The organism is Gimesia benthica (assembly GCF_009720525.1).
Taxonomy (GTDB): domain Bacteria; phylum Planctomycetota; class Planctomycetia; order Planctomycetales; family Planctomycetaceae; genus Gimesia; species Gimesia benthica.
The window spans coordinates 2,069,099-2,086,961 of sequence record NZ_CP043930.1; the positions used below are offsets into that span (position 1 = coordinate 2,069,099).

Below are 17,863 nucleotides of genomic sequence, written 5' to 3' on the forward strand. Positions count from 1 at the left end.
TCTGAAACAGCTGGCCGACAACCGCTCCTCATATCAATGCCGGCCTCTGAACTGTTCGACAACATCCCGACAGCACAGGTTCACCTGGAAACGTTCATCACAAATGACTCGCTACACCAATAAAAATAGCCCCCGGAAACCTGAGTTTCCGGGGGCCTGTCGGGACTGTTTGTAACTGGACTGTTCTATTAGTCCAGCAGCGGGTTGTCTCCGCCGGCGATACCGCTGAAGAAGTCGTCGAGTTCGTCTGCACTCGGCAGACGACGTTCGGAGACGTCCAGCGACTCGCTCATCAGGGTACCGTCTGAGTCCAGGTCTTCCAGACCCAGCGTGTGACCCAGCTCGTGCATTACGACTGTCAGCAGATCCATCTGACCGAAGGCATCGCTGCCGGAACCGGCCAGCAGGCTGCCGTCCAGCAGTGTGAACTCGCTGCTGTCCAGCGGCGTTCCATCGACGAACCAGCCGTAACCGGCGGCGTTGATGTCGATCAGAACCGTTGTACCTGAGGCACCACCGAGCATCGCATCCGGCAGGTCGGTCAGTACGAAGTTCACCGAACTCAGCAGTTCCAGCTGAGCGTCGCTCAACCCTGCTGTTTCCCAGTAACTCAGGGCTGCATCCACGACCGAGTCCAGGTCGGACTGGGTGATCGACGGAGCCGCAGTGCTGCTCACACCGGCGGCCGCCATCAGTGGTCCGACCCGCTGGATGCGGATCGCATCGGCATTGATCGCACCATCGGCCGGACCGTTGTCGCTCAGGGTCACGGTGATCGATCCACCAGGGGTCACCACGACGGCAGCGGTCAGGATTTCCCAGTTGAAGCCATCGGCGGCGAAGTCATTCGGTGCAATCCGCTGGTTGACCACGACGGGGCCCACGCCGGCAACATTGTACTCGGCGTTCGTGGCCCGTAACGGGTCATTCAGCCAGGTCGCAGAGACCGTGTAGGTTCCGGCGGTCAGGTTCGTGAAGTCCCAGGTCGCCGTTCCGCTCTGACCCAGGTTCAGTCTCTGGGCATCACTTTCGAAGTAACGGGCATCGTAGAACAGTGTGTTCCAGCTGCCCGTGCTGCTGTAGCCCACATCACCATTGTCGATCAGCACCACATCCGTCATTTCGGCTGTGATGTTGAACGTGAACGGGTTCTCATCGCTGTCGTTCGTAACGATTGAGACCGGACCAGCAACCACACCGGCGGCGCCGGTGCTGTTGAACGAGATCTCGAAGGTCGTCGACTGGCCGGCGAACAGAGTCGTCGTGCCCGGTCCAGACGAGACGGTGTACTCGCCCAATCCTGGCAGAGTGATGGCTCCCAGGTTCAGCGTATTGGTCCCCGTATTGGTAACCGTGAAGGTTTGCGACAGGGTTTCGCCGAAGAAGGCGGTGCCCAGATCGATGCTGCTCACGCCGCTGGTCAGGGCCGTGGTCCCGGCTGCGACATCGATTTCCGGTGCCGTCAGCCCGGGCGGAATCAGTTCCAGCCGCATGGCGTCGGCAGCCAGGTTGCCGTTCGCACCGTCGTCCGAGATGGTGACCGTCAGCGTGTTGCCGGCAGCCACCTGGAAGTTACCCAGTTCCTGCCAGATCGAGCCGTCGGCACTGAAGCCCTGCGGGTAGAACCGCTGGTCCAGTGTGACCGTGATCGGTCCCCCTTCGATGCCCGCGATCGTGATCTGGGCATTGGACGCGTATCCGCTGTGGTTCAGCCAGTGCGAGGCCACCTGATAAGTGCCGGCGCCCAGATTCTCGAACGTCCAGGTCGCCGTGTTGGTGCCCGGCAGGTCGCCGCCCAGCAGTACGTCCTGGTCCCGCTGGAAGTATTGCGTGTCGTCACCCCAGGTCCGCACTTCACGATTCCAGGCAGCGCCACTGGTACTGTAACCAAAGTCACCGTTGTCGATGATCATCGAGTCCGCAGCCGAACCGCTGACCGTGAAGTTGAAGGGATTCTCAACCGCCAGATCGCCTCCGAAGCTGACCATTCCACTGAAGCTGCCGCCGATGCTGGCGTCCATCTGCAGGGTGAAGGTCGTCGAATCCCCGGGGGCCAGGTTCGTATCCCCGAAGCCGGAGACCAGGCTGAACCCGGTTGGAACGTTGATCGGCCCCAGGGCCATGTTCCGTTCGCCGAAGTTCGTTACGGTGAAGGTCTTGACCACGGGAGCACCGATGATCGTATCTTCGAAGTCCACGGCACCGCTGTCTTCCACGGTTCCGCCATCCACTTCGACCTTGATCACCGGATCAACCACCCGGATGATCCGGATTTCATCGGCGTAGACAATGCCGTTGGCATCGTCGCTCAGCACCACCGTCATGTGATTATCGTTGATCACAACAGGATCACCAATGTATTCCCACCAGGTGCCATCATCCAGGAAGTCGTTCGAACTGCCCTGATGACTGACCCGGTAAGTGGCGACCGGGGTCGCATCCGAGAAGATCGTATACGGAGCGTTGGTTGCAGCAGCCCGTCCGTAAGGGCTCACGTCCGGATGGACGTACCAGTGGGCTACGACCTGATAGCGGCCGGGTTCCACGTCGAAGTCCCAGAATGCACGACTGGTACCGGTTCCGCCCACGTAAGGCACTCCCGTATACAGGAACTCCGGATCACCCACGACACCCGGAATGTGCTCATTCCAGGCCCCCGTGGCATCGAATGTTGCGTCGTTGATGCCTACGGTTGCCGGTCCGGCGGCACCCGTTACGGTGAAGTTGTAAGGATTCTCATCCGCGTCACCCGTGGTGAACGAGATTTGACCGAAGGTCGAACCGGTGGTCCCGCCGTCGAACTGGATGGTGAAGGTCACCGATCCACCGCCGGGAATGTTCACAGGCACGGTATCTGTTCCGAACGGGGAAGCAGGATCAATGCTGAACCCGGGTGGGAACTCGATCAGGCCGGTCACATCGACCGGATCCGCGGAGAGGTTCGTCACGGTAAAGGTTTTGGAGACCGGAATGCCGGGGATCGTCGTACCGAAGTCGACCACGCCCGTGTCATCGTCGACGACATTGCCGTCCACGGTGACTTCCAGGTCGGGAGTCGGCAGGTATTCAATCCGGACCGCATCGGCGATCACGCCGTTGGCCAGGTCGAAGGTATCCCGCGGGATACTGCTGGCATCGTTGGTCAGGGTCACCGTCAGGGTGCCGCCAACCACTTCGAAGGAGGTATTCAGGTCGAACCAGGCAGCCCCGTTGTCAGCGAAGGTGGACGGAATCAGGGTCTGGTTCACATCAATATCAAAGGTACCGGCTCCACCGTCCAGTGAGTACGGCGCGTCGGTCACTCGGTTGTACAGGGCCGACCAGGTTGTGGAGACCCGGTAGAAACCGTCGGCCAGACCGGTGAAGGTCCAGGTTGCGGTGTCAGTCCCGGCCGGAGGCGGAATGAAACCCGGCTGGTTGGGAATTGCCCCCGCGATGTCCCCTTCGAAGCCGGCACTGCCCCGGTTCACGCCCGAGTCATACAGTTCGAAGCCGGCGGTGGCCGAGAAGTCGGCATCGCCGTTGTCGATGATCACGACGTTAGAGACCTGACCGTGCAGCAGCAGGTTGAAGGTCGCTTCATCCACGTCGTTGGTGTCGAACGAGAACAGCCCCGAGCGATCGCCGAAGGAGTCGGAATCCATGGTGATCTCGAAGCTGATCGTATCGCCGGCGGCCACACTCTGAGCGACCAGCGTCGTCGTGAATCCAGCAGGAATCACGATGTTGCTGATGTCCAGAGCAGCAGAACCGGTGTTGGTGATCTCGAAGGTCCGGGTCAGGTCGGTCAACAGTTCGGTGGTGCCGAAGTCGATGCCGCCCGGATGACCGTCGACCAGGATGCTCGGCGGTGCCGGGGCGTCGGTCACGTCGGTCAGCTGGACTTCCGGACCGGCGGAGACCCGCTCGATGCGAACCGCATCAGCAGTGATCAGGCCGTTGGCCAGGTTGGTCAGCATCACGGTCAGCGTCCGGCTGTTGACAGTGAACGTTCCCAGGTCTTCCCAGAGAGCACCGTCGGCCAGGAAGTCGTCGGGAGCGATCTGCTGATTCAGATCGAAGGTGCCCAGGTTGATCGCCGTGGTGGTAATGTCATTGCGGGATCCGTCGAACACGGTAAACGGTGCATCGCTGGCCATCTGCGGAATCACAAATGGATTCTCCGAAGCCGGCCAGGTAACCGAGACGCGGTATACGCCCGGGGTCAGACCGTAGAATTCCCAGAAGGCGGCGGCATCACCGTAGTGGACGGGATCCACCAGCTGCGACTGCACGGTGTGAATGTCGTCTGCATAGCCAACACCCGTGGTGATCGCTGCGGTGCCTGCCGGATGATAAGGCCAGTCCCCGCTCAGCGAGAAGCCCAGGTCGCCGTTGTCGACGATCGTGGCTGGATTGTCTTCGAACGGGGTCACTTCTTCGAAGTTGAGGTACTGGACGGTACCTACACCGTCGGCCGTCAGAGAGTAGCCGGTGTCGATCACGGCCTGTCCCTTGGCGTCGAAGTCCAGGATGTCAAAGCCGCCCCGTCCGTCGGCCGAACGCAGGACCGGCGGTCCATCAATCGGGAAGTTGCCGTCCTGGGAGAGCGGATCGATGAAGATGTAGTCGTCAAATTCACTGCCGACCACGTTTTCCATGAAGCTGGGGTTCGTGTCCGGCTGTTCGGGCTGCAGCTGACGCAGTTCAACCGTGTTCCCCCCGAAGACGTCCTGCGGGGTATTGATGATATCCACATCGAAGACGATACCCTGGCTGGCGAAGCGGAAGTCGACCGTGTCGTTGCCGTGGATGTCGGTGATCACGTCGACACTGCCGCCGGCCCCCGGTTCCATCAGGAACACATCGTTGCCGCCGTTACCGCTGCCGACGCCGTACCCGCCGCCGTCCAGGTTGTCGCTGCCCAGGCCGTCACCCAGGATGTTGTTGTCGTTGTCGCCGGTGATGTCGTCGTTGCCGTCACCACCGAAGACGTTTTCGATGCTGTTGTCGTCATCGCCACCACCGGTGCCGGCCACCAGGCCGCCGTTGATGTTTGTAGCGGTGCCGGCGAACAGATCGACGGTCACCCCTGTGGTATAGTCCCGGTAGTCCAGGCTGTCGTTACCGGTGTCCCCGTCCAGGGTGCCGGTCAGACCGGCTCCGTCGCTGAGGTCGAAGCGGTCGTCCTGGGTTCCCCCGATCAGGTTCTGGAAGTCGGTGAAGTCCAGACGCTCTTCGGGTGGAGTCGCAATCGCATCGCCGGCAATCGTCGGTCGGCCGCTGGCCAGGTTGTTGCGTTCGGCGATAATGAAGCCTTCATCGGTCGAAGTCACGCCCCAGTAGTTATTCAGGTTCGGGCCTTCCAGCGTGTCGCTGTTGGCTGAACCGACCAGATCGTTGATGTTGTCGAAGCCGGTTCCGCCACCGCCGGTGCCCAGGATGCTGCCGTTGAGCTCATAGCCCTGGAATCCGTCCAGGCTGCCCAGGCCGGCCAGCTGCACATGCACGGCGTTCGAGTAAGTGGTGTAGTCGATGGTGTCGATGTCCCCACCCCCGTTGATGAAGCCCCGCAGCACATAGTTGCTGTCGAAGAAGAATTCATCGTTGCCGGCCTGCCCGTTGAGTACGGTGTTGACGAGGCTTGGTGTGCTGTTCTGCAGGTTGAAGTCGTCATCACCGCCTGCACCGTTGATCGTGACGGTATCCAGATCTTCCTGCAGTCCCAGGTTGACGTTGATCGTGTCGTCGCCGTCGGTGCCGGTGATGTTCAGATCGTCGATGTTGGCATAAGTCACATCAGTGCCGGCAGAGCTGGAGATTCCGTCCACGGTCGTCGAGGTGACTTCGAACGTGTCACCGGTGACGTCGCCGCTATCGACGATATTCAGCGTGTCGTTTCCGCCTTCACCATCCACATCCAGGGCCGCGAAGATGTTGTCCACCGTGCTTCCGGCATCGAAGATCTGGAACAGATCGTCGCCCAGGCCCCCCAGCAGGCTGACGCTGGTGACACCCGCGGGTGTGCTGCGGATACGGATGGTATCGTTGGATACATCGTCAGCCGCAAACACGTCGTCGGCATCCAACTCGACATTGGTGAGCGTCGTGGCGGAGTCGAGGGCGATCAGATCGATCAGCTCAGCGCCGGTTCCCGAAATGACCTGCAGGTCGGTAAAGTCCTCAAACAACAGAGCGGTGAAACCGCCGTTACCGGTGATCTGGGAGACGCCGTCACCGGCTCCGCCGGCATCGTTGATGTTGATGCCGGTCGTGTCGGGTGTGGAAGAAGCGTCGACTCGCAAGCCACCACCAGTTCCCGAACCGGAAAGGCCGACCCCTTCGATGTTGGCAAAGGAGAGTCCCAGGTCGATGTCGGTGTCACCCACAGCAGCGGCACCAATGTTACCACTGCCCAGACCGTCGATCACATCCGAGAAGTAACCGGCGTTGTGATCGGTGATGAAGTTCACATTGATCGCGTCGGCGCCGTTCTTACCGTCGTAGTGAATCGTGATGTCGTTCACGTCGTAGTCAGTAGGAGGGAACTCACCTTCCAGGAACGTTTCCGCAGCCAGGTTCAGGTGTGCCCCGTTGGAACCGGGGATACCTGCGGGTGCGGCTGTCGCGAAGAACGGCAGGCCACCCGCGGTTTCGTTGATGTTCAACGTATCGTCGTCGTCCGACCCCAGTACGGTGAAGGAGAGAATATCCGCATCAGCGCCGGTGAAGAAGTTGCTGCCATTGATGTCGATCAGCAGATTGGTACCGCCGGCATCCAGACCAACGTCGATCGTGTCGTCGGAAGCATCTTCGAACCCGGAGAACAACATGTCCAGCACCAGGTGGTAGGCACCGGCCAGGGTATTCACATCCTCAATGCTGCTGTAGCTGACAGGCAGTTCGGTATCGGGGGCCAGGAAGTTAAACGTGCCTGAACCTGGTGCTCCTCCCAGAACCAGCGCGGGATCGGTCACACCACTGAGATCAATATTCAGCGTGTCCCCGGGAACCGCCGGTAGAGTCGGATCTCCGCCTACAACAGCAATCGTGGATGTGCTGCTGGGCAGGATGTTGAACGTGTCATCGTCATCACCGCCGGTCACCGTCGTTCCCCCGGGGGCGGAAATACCGCCAACCAGATCAACGGTACCCCCCACGGCATCCGGATCGCCGACACTTGGATCGACGAAAATGCCAATGGTTGTCGCGGCATTGATCTGGGAAGTTGCATCCATGGTGAAGTCATCACCGGCCGTCAGTACCACATCGGCGCCGGTTGATTCGACTGTCACACCGGGGTCAATCGTGAGATCATCGCCGGCGACAGCGGAATCAGTGGCCGTCAAGGAGACGGTACCTGCACCTGTCACATTGCTGGAGACCGTCAGCGGGCTGGATGCGGAAATCGTCACCACACCATTCGTTGAAGTGACTCCCGACAGGGGAGCCACATCACCGATGATCAAGGCACCAGTATTGCTGATCACAACATCGTTATTGGTTGTGAAGGCAGCCAGGGTACCGACCGCGGTCTCAATATTTCCACCCACACCGGCATCGATGCCAGCCAGGGCACTCAAAGCAGCTTCATCAGCCGTAATCAATGCGGTTTCGGCAACGGTATTGTCAATGATGCCACCGCTGGTAGAAGTGACACTGACCGTTCCGCCCACACTTCGTAGATCTGCAATGCTGGCCGAGCCGGTAGACGAAACATCCAGATCACCTCCCTGGGCATTAACCAGCGATCCTTCGAACTGCGTAAAATCACCACCGCCGAGGGAGTCGGCATCAGCAGTCAAAGTTACTACAGCCGCGGAGGTGGTATCCACCACGGAGGCCGGCCCCAGAACCAGACTGTTGTCAGCCAACAGATCAATCGCACCACCGTTGGTCTGGACGGTGCTGCTGACGTTAACATCACCTTGTCCTTCAACCAGAATCGTGGAAGCAGCGCCGGTAGCTTCAATGGCATCATTGACATTCAGGGTCCCGCCGATTTCCAGTGAAATGTTACCAGCAGTTGTGATCCCGGCCAGTCCGTCTACGGTCCCCACTGTGGCAGCAGAGGGTTCCTGCAGGTAGATATCACCGGTGGTCGTATCGGCGGCGATGGTACCAACCGCCAGGTCAATGTCCCCTGCTCCCGCAGCACCAATGCCGGTCGCGGCCCGCAGCGCGACTGTGTCAGCGGTGATCAGTGCCGCTTCGGTACCTGTATTATCAGTAATCGCACCGGCGGAGGTTGTGATCTGCGCTTCACCACCGGTATTCACATTCGCCAGGGCGATATTGTTGACAGCATCAATGTCGATCAGACCGGTACCCAGACTGGTCACAAGCGATCCGTCTGCCAGAGTTACAGCGCCGGCAGAATCAATGTCGATCAAAAAGGCAGCTGCGTTGGAAATCTGTGCGGGGCTGTTCAACACAAAGTCACCACCGAAGTTTTGCAGCTTCAGGGTTCCCGTAGAGGCACTGACATTATCTGAAATCGTCATCGTATCATTCGACCTCAGGTCGACGGCTCCCCCGGTAACTGTGTCACTGACCAACAACGTGCCGGTTGTCGTCAGGAAGATGGAGCTGGCCGCGGCTGTAATACCAGCCAGGCCATCGACCGTGCCAATTTCCAATGCTCCGGTGTTGTCAATTGTAAATGCACCACCGGCCACGCTGGTTGCCAGAGTATTGACGTTTGTGTCAATTCCGGTAATACCGCCGGGACCACCGACACGTAACGCCGCCCGATCAGCTGTGATCAGAGCATTTCCTGTCAGGTCATTGATGCCACCGCTAGTAGCCGTCACACGTACTTCACTGGTTGTGGTCACATTCAACGATTCCACATTGAAGAAGGCGGTTAAATCGATATCACTGGCACCGGCATCAATCGAGCCAGCTGCAGCAAAGGTAATATCAGCGAATGTCGAATCAATATCCACGCTACCAGTAGTGGTAAATGCGCCATTCACGAAGACCTGACCGGCAGTCAGATCCAGGGCTCCCGCTCCGATGTCAACCGTTCCGGTGTTGATGACATCATCGTTACCCGCATTGACCGTCAGATTGGCTGTAAAAGTCGAATCCAGGGGATCGATATTGATGGCATCAGAGCCACTGCCGCCGGACAGTTCGGTGTTGATCGTCAGTGTCGCAAGCGGATGCACGAAGTTTACTGATTCGCCGAGGTCAGAATCAATCAGTGAAAGCCCATCCCCGGGACCACCGTCATCTGAGAGTGTGATCGTCTCAGCGGCACCTGTGAAGGTAAAGATACGATCGGTGGCGGTGATGGTATCATCAATCGGTTCCAGGCCGGTGTAGGTAATCGTGGCGGTCCCTTCGCCATTAAAGAAGACCGAACCATTGTGGTTATCTACAAACTGATGTTCGACGGTCGCGGCGGTACCGCCCAGAATCTGCAGTGTGTCGCCGAGCGTTTCACCGCCGGTTCCGCCGTTGAAGGTAATTCCATTCACCGGGTCAAACAGTCCGCCAGCAGGATTATTGATAATCAGTGTGTCATCGCCGTTCAGACCGTTGAAGGTAAAATCTGTGTTGGCATTGAAATTGATGACCGGACCGCCGTTGATCTGGTACGTCCCCGAGTTGGCAGTCAGAGCGGTAATCGTCAGCGTATCATCGCCGGCAGTACCATCAACGACAATGCTGCCGCCGAAGGTCAGACCTTCGATTTCATCAAAGGTCACATCCTGATATCCACCGGTTGCGGAAATGGTACCGCCATCTAAACCAGAAGGTGTGAATGTGGAAGATTCGCCCGGAGGGGTCAGGTAGGTCAGTGTATCACCGGGTGAAGTGGGCGCGGCTGGATCTCCGCCTACAATGTCAATCGTCGTCAGTACATTAGGATTGACTGTGATGTCATCAGCGTCAGTTCCGGAATACAGCGTCAGATCTTCCAGGGCATCATAACTGAGAGAAACTGCACCGGCACCGATCACCGAACCAACTCCTACCCCTGTATTCTGGATGAGAATATTATCGCCGGTGTTATCGCCGGAATCATCGACGATCAGTTCATCCGCACCCGCATTACCGTAGAATGTAAACAGGCCCGAGATGCCATCGACAGTGCCGCCATCATTAAGCGCGCCGCCGTTGCCGTCGATGATGACCTGGTCATCATCCGAGGCCCCGGTTACATCGATGTTTGTGGCTGCATCCAACGTTCCATTGAGGTTGGCCACACCCCCTGTCCCCGTATCCGCATCCAGGTGGTCTATGGAGATATAGATATAAGAAGTATCCGAAATTACACTGGCAGTCGGGCTGACATTCACATTATCTCCGGCCAGCAAGGCCACTTCAGCCCCTAGTGACTGCACCTTCGCTCCCGCATTTACCGTCAAGTCATCACCTGCTCCAGCCGAATCTGCGGCTGTCAGGACAACGCTGTCACCAGCGACCACATCACTGGAAACCGTAAGCGGGCTTGAGGCAGTCACATTAACCTTACCGTTGACGGAAGCCACACCCACCACACCCACCACATCATTGATGTCCAAGGCGCCAGTATTACTGATGGCGACATCATTGTTGAATGTGAACGCGGCCAGGGTATTGACTTGAGTCTCAAAGATATCAGCAGGAAGAATCAATCCTCCCACACCATTCTGAGCAGACAACCCCGCCTGAGCGGCGGTGATCAGCGGTGCTTCAGCCAGCGTATTATCCTGGATGGCCCCCTGCGTGGATCGGATCTGAACAATCCCCCCGCGCTCTGCAGATCAGCAATCAAGGCATTCCCACTTGCGTCCACGTCGATTAACCCTCCATGAGCATCGACAAGAGAACCTTCATTTTGTGTGAAGTCACCGCCACCTAGACCATCTGCGTTTGCCGTCAGGGTTACCGCAGCGGAAGATGTCGTATCGACCAGCGAAGAGGCTCCCAGTGTCAGATCATTATCGGCCAACAGGTCGATCGCGCCGCCATTGGTGATCACATTGTTGGTAACATTGATGTCACCGTCAGCGGCCAGGTTAATCGTGGATGCAGCTCCCGTAGCTTCAATCTTCTGGTTGATGTCCAGGGTGCCACCAATATTCAGATCAATGTTACCGCCGGCTGTAATCCCCGACAGGCCATTCACAGTAGTGACCGTGGTTTGAGAGGGTTCAGACAGATAGACATCACCGCTGGTCGTATTGGCAGCCAGGGTGTTGAGAATCAAATCAATGTCTGCAGCACCAGTGCCCCCGATCCCCGTTGCAGCTCGCAAGGCAACACTACCGGCACTGATGAGTGTGCCTTCCGCAGCAGTATTATCGGTAATACTGCCGGTGGTCGTTGTCAGCTGGACTTCCAGTAAGGTGAAGATCGATGACAGAGCAATATTGGTCACCGCGTCGATATCAATCAGACCGATGCTGCTGTGGGTGATCTGACTTCCGTCCGCCATGGTCACGGCGCCAGCGGAATCGATGTCAATCTGATTAGCCGCATTGTTGGAAATGGTCACACCTGGATTCAGGATAAAGTTCCCGCCGGTGTTTTCCAGTTCCAGCGCGCCGCCTGTGGCAGAGATATTTTCTGCCACCGTCATCGTATCGGTCGAGGTAATGACGGAAGCCCCGCCGACTGTCAAGCCGATCACGGGGCCGATGCCACCGATCTGCAGTGTGCCGGTATTTTCTAATTCCAGACCAGCACCAATATTCGCTTCCAGGTTCGAAACAGCCGTTTCCAGAGCATCACCCGCACCGGCTCCGATGCCGGCCGTCAATATGGCATTGGTCGCGGTAATGTTAATTGCACCAACATTCGCATCATTGATTGCCCCTGCTGTCGAGGTGACGGTCACATCGCCGCTGGTAGCAACCTGCCCCAGTTCAACATTATTCACAGCATCAAGGTCGATGCTACTGGCCCCTGCAGCAATACTGCCCGCCAGCGCGAAGACGATGGTATCACCGGCATTGATGTCGACAGCACCGGTTGTGGTGACCGCACCATTCACATTGACGTCTTCGGCATTGATGGTGGTATTACCACTGCCCAGAGTCAGTGCTGCCGCCAGATTGACGGTATCGTCGTTGCCTTCACCGTTGATAATAATATTGGCAGCAAAGGCAGGGTCCAGCGAGTTGACGTTGACGATATCATCACCGCCGCCGGCGTTAATCGTCAGAGTTCCTGTGGGGTTATTGAAGGTCGTGATTTCCCCGGCAGATGAGTTAACCGTGGTCTGACCTCCCCCTGCGTCGGTCACCGTGATGGTTTCGCTGGTGCCGCCGTAGTTGAGTGTCACGTCAGTTGCGTTAATCGTAGACGAGATTGGCTCCAGGCCGGTATATGTAATGAAATCGATTCCCGAGCCATTGAGCTGAATACTACCGTCGCTGTTATTGACAAAGAAGTATTCCATTGAGGTCAGGCTGCCATTGATCAGTTCCACAGTATCAAATCCGCCGACCCCACCGTTGAATTCGATTTGCAGCGGCGTGGTGTGATCAATGCCGGTCATGTCGATCGTCAGGGTATCGTCCTGATTGTCTTCACCGTTGATCACCAGGGGGCCATTCAGTGAAGCCAGAGGTATGGAAGAAATGATATTACCGGAACCGACTTCGGTAATGACCACGCTCCCGCCATCGATTTCGATCGTATATTCATCGTCAGTACCATTCGTCGGCAGGTCGACTTCCGGTGTGGAATCGACCATGTGAATGACAACATCGTCTCCGTCACCACCGACGTAGGTCAGATAGGCACTCAGCCCACTGCCCAGGAAGTCGATGAACTCAAAACCTTCGGGGAGTCCTGCGAATGTACCTGTAACAGAGCTGGCTCCATCGTTCTGGATCAACGTGAATACGTCACCATCGACGGGATCATATCCGTCGATCAGGTTCAAAGCGGCGCCACCGAGATCAACGGTCCCACTCACGACGAACTGATCAAAACCAGATCCGGCGGTTGCTCCATTGACTTCGATGTCGAGTGTGTCATCGGCGTTGAGAATAAAATCGCCGTTGATAATGACCTGGCCGGGGCTGTTGCCAGGAGCCAGCGTGACAGATTTATCGACACCAGTTGCAGTCGCATCAACATTTCCGGCATAGGTGCCGCTTTTGATATTGATCGTTCCGCCGGGAGTAACTTTCTCAACAGCTTCCTGGATGCGTCCGACAGGACCGGTCTGACCTCCTAAGGCAGTCACATTCAGCGTGGAGAAATCGCCCTGAAAACCTGCGGTAACGCCATCGGTATCGGTGCCGTTGTCGAGGAACGATGTGAAGTCGACCATGAGTGGTGTGCCGCCATCTGCGTCTTCCATTAACGCTGCAATACTACTTTCGCTGGTGGTTCCCCACCAGTTTCCCGACGCATCGACAGCGGTTGTCTGGTCACCGAAATGTCGAATCGCTTTGGCATCGCCGCGAACGCCGCCATCGAGAAATGCGTTGTTGTTGATGTGAATTGTGGATGCATCGATCCCCGATCCTCCATCGGGGGTACGTAATCGGATCCCGTGAGTCGGCTCGGCAGCACCGGCAACATCATTGTAGTGGATCACGTTATTCTCGATTGTCACATTCGCTGAAACAGTCGTGCCGTACTGTCCTCCCCAGAGCTCGAATGCCTGCCCAAAGAAACCAGGGTAGGCTTCGATGTTCTGAAATGTGTTGCCGACGATTTCACCATCAATTGTTCCAACCTGAAAACCAGTGTAGAAATTCCCATCGAAAAGGTTTTCTCGGATCTGAATATTACCAGCATCGCCCATGTTCATCCCGACGCCGCCTGTAAACTCGTTCTGTTCGACGACAGCGTCATTGATCGTGCCACCGTTTTGGAAGATTCCCCCCGTCGTTCCAGCGAAGTGGTTTCCGACAATGTGCATTCTCTCGAAAGAACCGCCTCCGCCGACCACCAGCGCATTTCCGTCTCCCGTGAACTGAAATAGGTTTTGTTCGACTGTCAAATCATCAAACGAACCGGATTGCAACTGGATGCCACCTTGCCCCCCGGAATATTTGTGTTGTTGAAAATGTTGTTGGCAATGGTCAGGTTATCCGCACCTGCGTAGCTATCGATCACACGTCCGCCGTTTCCTTCGAAGGAAAAACCGTCAATCGTGATATCGTCGGCAGTCGGCTGAATCGCATAAAAACCATCATGGTCGATGATACTTTCGGCTGCTCGGGCCATGCCATTCGGGTCGACACCTGCATTAGCTCCGAGCAAATCGACCGACTTGTTTAATGAGATCAGCCCGCTATAGGTACCCGCGGCGACTTGAATCGTGTCCCCACTGGCGGCTGCAGCGTTGACTGCATCTTGAATCGTCGCGAATGCTGTCACATTCCATACGGCGTTCTGGTCTCCACCTGTGCCGGGGTCGGTGTCGGTCCCGCTGAAATCTGATCCAGAGGTGTAGTCATCATCGACAAAGAATGTCGTCAACAGCGTGCGGTCTTCCAGAACTTCAGCTGTGGTAATCTGGTTTTGAGTGGCGGTCTGCCAGCGACGTCGAATTGCACGGCGGTCACGCGAGCGGAAAGTGGGGCGTTTTTTGATGCGTGAGGTCAAAGTGGTAAGCCAATTGGTAAGCAGCATCCTGGAAACTCCTGAGTGATTAAGTTTTTTTTCAGCTTATCGTTGGGTGCGTTTGTATCTTTGTATCCTGCGAACAGTGAACCATAGGGCAGACATTACTTTCATTTGAGGCAGTCAAATGCCTCTAAATGCAAATCACGCTGTCTCTGTAGTCACATAATTGCGCCTGTTATTCAAAATTTGCGCAGACGTTCCATCTTAATATTCTTAACCATCAGTATCGTAACCATCAGTAAATTTCCACAAAAATAACCCCTATTATTCCAATTTTAATAATTTTACCTGAACGCACACATTTCACAACACAGACCTATTTGTCCACTTTGAGGGATTTCAGCCTATCCATCTGCGACATATCTACCCATGCGCCACATTTCATCCTTTTTACTTAGATATTGCACACCCCCTTCTTTACTTGTCATAATCAACCTGCACACAATGGAGTCAGCCTCGGAACTGAGCACTTCCAACTGTACTCAGTACAGGCATAGGAATGACGTTAATGAATCACGGCAATACAAAGTGTTGAGGAAATCGATGCACACCAACCAACTCAAACCATGGATCCTACTGGCAGCTATCAGCCTGTTATCTGCCTGTCAGCAATCAGATGAAGAGTTTCTGGTCGGGCGCTGGCACAGTTCTGGCGGTCCCAACATGATTTTTGAGAAGGATGGTACGGTCTACAGCATTAACCGTGGACCGCGGAGAAAGGGACGCTACTATCTGGACCAGGAATCAAACCCGGCAACCATGATCATGGATATGCGAGGGTCTGAGATTAACGCCGTACTGTGGTTCGATTATGAGGCGTTTTCCCCGAAGCACTTCCAGTTAACCCCAACCTACGTGCAACGAACCGGGGAGAAGAAAGAGCGTGCTGAACTCGATCGCAAGCTGTTGTTCCAGAAACTGGATCCACAGGAGTCCCAAGCGAGCCAGACACAGTTCAAGATCACCACGACACCACAACAGGCGCCCTGAGGGAATCCCTTATCAGATGCAGAGGGAGGCTCCACCACGGACTCACTCTACAAATCAGGTTGATGAAACGCAAAAAAGCAGAGGCCCGAAGACCTCTGCTTTTTTATTTGACTTGATGTCGGGCTGATAAATTACTCAGCACTGCGTACGTTTGTTACCGATTCAGCACTTTCGACAGTTTCGAAGAAAGCCCCGTCGTCGGAGGGAATGTAATCATCATTGCTGATGTTGAGCGGAGGCTCAAATCCCTGAATCGGCAGTTCCTGCACAGCAGAAATCTGGGCAACTGGAGTTTCGCTGGCCGGGATCATCTCAGAATTGATGACATCGACGTCGGAATCCGTAATCACCCGGAACTCAGATTCGGGAGCAGCTGCGGTTTCAGTTACGACAGCTTCCACAGTTTCAGCTGCAGGTGCTGTCTCAGCCACCATGACCTCAGGCTGTGGTTCGGCCTGCTCCATCTGCTTTTTCTGCAGTTCTGCGATCTGCACAATCGCTTCTTTGACAGAGTCCAGTTCAGGATTGATTTCCAGAGCCTGACTATAGTGCCGTGAAGCGTCTTCCAGCATTCCCCGCTGCAGGCAGATATAGCCAATATTGGCATGGGCTTCTTCTGCACTCAGAACAGTCCGGGCAACCTGGTAGGCTTCATCCATCCGTCCCTGATGCCCCAGAACCAGGCTCAGGTTATTGAATGACCGCTTGGAACTGCCATCACGCTTGATCGCTTCTTCCAGTGCGATTTCTGCAGCGGGCAGATCGTTCTGCAGATACAGGGCGTAACCCAGATCGGTCAGCAGCTTGGAATTATCCGGCTGGATCTTTACAGCTTCCATCAGATGACGGGTTGCCATGTCGTGCTTACCCATTTTGGAGCTGACAATGCCCATGCGGTGCAAAGCGGTTACATTCTTAGGATTCCGCTGCAACATGACACGATATGTCTGTTCTGCTTTGACAAACTGGCCTTTTTCCTCGGCCGTTCTTGCCATTATCATTTGTGGTGATTCTTCCAGAGGAAGATTCATTCCCGCCATTTTACCGGTATGGGAACATCCTGCTGAGAAGAGAGTGGCCATTCCGGAAAGGATGACCAGAGACCACGTTGTTGAGTTTCGCATTCCATTACCTCACAAAATTCTATTGTGATTTTTCACGATCCATTGTGAGAAACACTCAGACCATCCCTGGGCAGAAACAAAAAACGTCAAAGGTTATTTTGACCTGAAAGTTGCTCGAAGGTGAATCCATTCGATGCCCTCTCCACTGAACAGATTTTTCAGCTCAAGAGAAGGACTTACTCTCAAGTATCGACTAACAATTGCAGCAAGATGAAAGAACTCAAAGAATCCCTAGACTCTTCTTGAATTCCTATCTGGATCAAAGCCTATATCTTAACAACGCCCTTCCCATCGGCAGATTCTGCCGGTTGAGAGCGGTTTATACAGGCGCTGGGTCCCAAAGCGACAATGTGGTACACCAGACACAACACGACAATTCCAGGCGGAATTTCAGCCACGGTCGGCGGCTGCGGGATCCTGTCGATAGAACAGTTTCATCGTTTCATATAATTCTGGTGAGTACTCTTGCATCTGAAGGGGTTGCTCAAAGAAGTGTTCGGAGCAGACCGCAAAAAATTCGGCCGGATTGGTGGCCGCGTAGGGATTTATGAAGCGGGAATGTCCGTGCCTGAGTTGATCCACCAGGTCGTCATATTCCCGCGTCATCACCTCGCCCCAGTGCTGGTATGCTTCTTCACTGTTTAAAGGAGGGGTGCCATTCATTTCACGATCGATTGCATCATAGTAGTGGGCGAATTCATGAAAGACGACGTTTTCGCCGTCATCAGGGATCTCAGCCCCTTCAAGCACGTTCGCCCAGGACAGAACAATCGGCCCCTGATTCCAGGCTTCTCCCAGCCGGAAAGAAGTGCCTTCCGTCATGACACCAATTGAATTCACCATTGTCTCTTTCGCGACATAGGTATCAGGGTACACCAGCACTGTCGCCAGTCGATCAAAACAGTCGCTGGCAAAACCAACCGTCAACAGACAGGCCTGGCCTGCAATCAGTAACTGCACTTCTTCAGTAATCTCGAAGCCGTTGCAGCCCTCCCAGTACTTCTCCTGGATAAAAATCTGCACACGCTGATAGTGCAGCTCTCGCTGTTCGGGAGAAAGTCGAGACAACTGCGACACATGCTGATCCAGAAAGGTTTTCCAGTGCTCAGGCATCGGTGAGGCCAGAATCTTGCGACGACGACGATTACGCCACCACGTCAGTAACATATTTCCAGTTCCTCACT

General features: G+C 55.7%; 6 protein-coding genes. 1 reads left to right on the forward strand and 5 read right to left on the reverse strand.

Annotated elements, in window-relative coordinates; translation table 11 throughout:
- Positions 1-188: 188 nt before the first annotated feature.
- Genes F1728_RS07850 through F1728_RS07860 form a run of 3 tightly spaced genes read right to left on the reverse strand, consistent with a single transcriptional unit; the run spans position 189 to position 14,571 of the window.
- Entirely contained in the window at positions 189-10,634 is a 10,446-nt protein-coding gene (locus tag F1728_RS07850; RefSeq protein ID WP_194242732.1) for a golvesin C-terminal-like domain-containing protein, read from the reverse strand.
- Between the two features lie 20 nt (positions 10,635-10,654).
- On the reverse strand, positions 10,655-13,960 hold the full coding sequence (locus tag F1728_RS07855; protein ID WP_155363652.1) for a beta strand repeat-containing protein: 3,306 nt from the start codon (positions 13,958-13,960) through the stop codon (positions 10,655-10,657).
- Positions 13,933-14,571 (reverse strand): right-handed parallel beta-helix repeat-containing protein, encoded by a 639-nt coding sequence (locus F1728_RS07860; protein ID WP_155363653.1) that lies wholly within the window; start codon positions 14,569-14,571, stop codon positions 13,933-13,935. The genes F1728_RS07855 and F1728_RS07860 overlap by 28 nt, the downstream gene beginning before the upstream one ends.
- 537 nt (positions 14,572-15,108) lie before the next feature.
- Between F1728_RS07860 and F1728_RS07865 the strand changes: the two genes are divergently transcribed.
- On the forward strand, positions 15,109-15,555 hold the full coding sequence (locus tag F1728_RS07865; protein WP_155363654.1) for a hypothetical protein: 447 nt from the start codon (positions 15,109-15,111) through the stop codon (positions 15,553-15,555).
- 131 nt (positions 15,556-15,686) lie between these two features.
- Here F1728_RS07865 and F1728_RS07870 read toward each other — a convergent pair whose 3' ends face one another.
- Positions 15,687-16,556, reverse strand: a complete 870-nt coding sequence (locus F1728_RS07870) for a tetratricopeptide repeat protein (RefSeq protein ID WP_194242733.1) — start codon at positions 16,554-16,556, stop codon at positions 15,687-15,689.
- 513 nt (positions 16,557-17,069) lie between these two features.
- Positions 17,070-17,846 (reverse strand): M90 family metallopeptidase, encoded by a 777-nt coding sequence (locus F1728_RS07875; RefSeq protein WP_155363656.1) that lies wholly within the window; start codon positions 17,844-17,846, stop codon positions 17,070-17,072.
- Positions 17,847-17,863 lie beyond the last annotated feature (17 nt).

Coding starts and splice junctions, on each gene's coding strand:
- F1728_RS07865 (WP_155363654.1), top strand. CDS start 15,109: ATGCACACCAACCAACTCAAACCATGGATCCTACTGGCAGCTATCAGC.
- F1728_RS07870 (WP_194242733.1), bottom strand. CDS start 16,556: ATGATAATGGCAAGAACGGCCGAGGAAAAAGGCCAGTTTGTCAAAGCA.
- F1728_RS07860 (WP_155363653.1), bottom strand. CDS start 14,571: ATGCTGCTTACCAATTGGCTTACCACTTTGACCTCACGCATCAAAAAA.
- F1728_RS07875 (WP_155363656.1), bottom strand. CDS start 17,846: ATGTTACTGACGTGGTGGCGTAATCGTCGTCGTCGCAAGATTCTGGCC.